Origin of the sequence: Microcystis sp. LE19-41.2A (assembly GCF_027530405.1) — a bacterium.
Classification (GTDB): Bacteria; Cyanobacteriota; Cyanobacteriia; order Cyanobacteriales; family Microcystaceae; genus Microcystis; species Microcystis aeruginosa.
On the sequence record NZ_JAPZQJ010000494.1, the window covers coordinates 1 to 2,677 of the forward strand.

3 protein-coding genes are annotated in these 2,677 nt (G+C 40.2%); 2 read left to right on the forward strand and 1 reads right to left on the reverse strand.

The window, feature by feature from the left end:
• The first annotated feature begins 154 nt into the window (after positions 1-154).
• A complete protein-coding gene (locus O9290_RS20760; RefSeq protein WP_288056741.1) occupies positions 155-718 on the forward strand; it encodes a DUF4334 domain-containing protein in 564 nt (187 codons plus the stop codon).
• 77 nt (positions 719-795) lie between these two features.
• Positions 796-1,719, forward strand: coding sequence for an RpnC/YadD family protein (locus O9290_RS20765; protein ID WP_149988107.1), 924 nt, complete (start codon positions 796-798; stop codon positions 1,717-1,719).
• A 232-nt stretch (positions 1,720-1,951) separates the two neighbouring features.
• Here O9290_RS20765 and O9290_RS20770 read toward each other — a convergent pair whose 3' ends face one another.
• Positions 1,952-2,467: a Coq4 family protein gene (locus tag O9290_RS20770; RefSeq protein WP_353852161.1), complete on the reverse strand. Its 516-nt coding sequence runs from the start codon at positions 2,465-2,467 to the stop codon at positions 1,952-1,954.
• Between the last annotated feature and the right edge of the window lie 210 nt (positions 2,468-2,677).

Below are 2,677 nucleotides of genomic sequence, written 5' to 3' on the forward strand. Positions count from 1 at the left end.
TTTTGCTAATAAACATAGCAAAATTATAGATGATTTCCTGACCTAAGATCACATTTTATTCTTTTTTCCACTTCAATCTAAGAATTGAGAAAAAAGCAAAACCTTATATTATACCATAAAAAAATTATGCAAGAGGTCTAATAAGAGCGAGACAATGGAAACACTAGAATTAGAAAGCTGCCAGTCGATTCTTAAAGCTGGTCAAACAACCACAGAAAGAGCTTTACAATTGTTTGACGCTCTCGACCCCGTGAGTTTAGACTTTATGCTCGGTCGTTGGCAAGGTTCTGGACTTCAGACAAATCACCCAATGGATGGTTTATTAGAAGCATCTAATTGGTATGGTAAAGAATTTGTCGATACCGAGAATGTCCACCCCCTGTTATTTTTAGATGGTCAGGGAAAAATTTTTAAGGTAGCACCCAATCCCACGGCCATGAACTGGATTGTTAAGCTGCCGATACTCAAAAATAATTCTCTGAAACCTTTGCTGATGCTGACCAACTCCTTGCTGAAAACAGAGACAAGTCAGGCTAGACTGCGAATGATGGAATATCGGGGCAAAGTCAGCGCCACGATGATTTATGATTATTTGCCGATTAATGACTCTTTTCGGAAAGTAGATGATAATACCGTGCTGGGAATTATGGATTTTAAAAACTCTCCCCAACCTTTCTTTTTTGTTCTCAAGCGATGTCAAAGACCTCTTAATTCTTGAGGTTCGATTTAAACCCTTCATTATTGACGATATAATAAGATTATTGCCGTCCTTTTTCGGCTCGATTATCAATTGCAATGACTCGCCAAATTCACGACCAATTTGCTAAGGAGTATTTAGAGGAATTGTTAGCACCTCTAGGGACGATTAGAAAGAGCAAGAAAGTAAAAAGCGAGGTTCAAGAAATTGATGTCTGGTTTGAACCGGCCAGTTCACCATCAAGGAATAAACTCCCTTTAGGGTTACTCGGAAAAATGGCGGCGACTTCCTGCTTGTTTGAACCTTTCCGCAACTCTCCCTCAGAAATAGAGATTCGCAGTTGTATATCAAAGTTATATGCGGTTCATAATGACCTCTTAAGGAAGGCGAAACGGTCAAACAAAGCTCTAACTGCAGCAGAATTGCCAGTTTTATGGATTCTCACGCCCACCTTTTCAGCTAGAATGATTCAAGGATTCAGGGCTGACAGCGATGAGAGTAATTGGTTGAAAGGGGTTTACTTTTTAGCTGACTTCCTCAAAACAGCCATAGTCGCCATCCATCAATTACCGGTGAATGAAGACACTTTATGGTTGAGGGTTTTAGGAAAAGGAGGAACTCAGAAACGAGCCGTAGAAGAGTTAGTTGAACTTCCCCAACCTAACCCTTTTCGAGAAAATTTACTGGAAATCTTAGCCAACTGGCGCAAGAATTTAGAGTTGAGGGATAATTTAAGTGCAGAGGAACAGGAGGTCATTATGAACTTATCACCAGCTTATCTAAAGCAGCGAAAAGATTGGAAGGAAGAGGGAAAACAAGAAGGGAGACAAGAAGGCACCTTAGAAGAACGTTACTCGATGATAGCCAGTCTTCTGGAAGGAAGGTTCGGAACTCTAGATTCGGAATTATCCGCTCTGGTGGAACGGATTGCCCAACTTCCCATCTCGGAACGCACCGAGTTAATTCTTTCTCTGGCGAATTTATCCCGCTCCTCACTATTAGAAAGATTGAGAGACAATTAAATTTTCAGTCCGCTTGAGCCTTAAATCCTGATGGTAGAGAGACTCCGCAGGGCGACACGGATTCCTATTATAGTAAAAGGTTAGCAAAAATTTTTGAGTTTGTCAAGTCTTTTGCGAAAAAAAAGCTGAAAAAATTTCAGCCCGATAATTATCTGTAATTGTCTCTTAGTTTAGTTTTTAGAGGAGACAATCGCCAATTCTTGCCGCCAAACTAGCAGGGATTTCTCCCAAGCTAGTTCCCATTTTTGCGCCAAAAAAGTCGAGTATTTTTGCCCAAATTATAGGCGATGACAATCTCTTCCCAGAGAGAATGTAAGGAAAGTGGAGAAGAAAATAAAGCTCCGAATAATCCCCCTAAAAGTAGGACAATAGCTAGAGGGCGACGAGTTTGACTTAATTCAAAAGCTTTCAGTTGCAATTCTCCCGTCACATCGACACCAAAACCCGTTACTATATGCCAGATATCGTGAGTTTGCCGTAAGCGAAGCAGCAGATAATCTGTATCGGAATTGACCTGAATAGACCGATAAAAATTAGGATCAAAATTGAGACTAATTAGGTGAGTAGCATAATGATAACCCAGGGAATCTTCTGGGAGTTTTAGCAGGGTTTCTAAACAGGGACTAGCGGCCAGATATCTTTGGGCAATTATTTGAGCGGTAGCTCGATCCCTTTTAACATATTGCCAAGATAATCGCTGTAACCAACTCTCTTTTAAGCCATCTTCAATATCATATACAGACAGAATGTTACCGGGATTTTGTCAAAGAGAAATTATTCCCTTGGCCACACTGATTAGATTAGTTGTGAATAGCATAGGTTCTTCGTTACTTGGTATGGTTCGATAGGGGGGCATAAATCGACTAAATCCTTATCTGGTAAGAGACTTAATTGATTAGTTCGCTCTAGATCAAAAACAATTGACAAAAATCGCTAAATGCCTTTCTATATAAGGGTT

Excerpts from the sequence above, each read along its gene's own strand:
- O9290_RS20760 (WP_288056741.1), top strand. The coding sequence starts at position 155 with ATGGAAACACTAGAATTAGAAAGCTGCCAGTCGATTCTTAAAGCTGGT.
- O9290_RS20765 (WP_149988107.1), top strand. The coding sequence starts at position 796 with ATGACTCGCCAAATTCACGACCAATTTGCTAAGGAGTATTTAGAGGAA.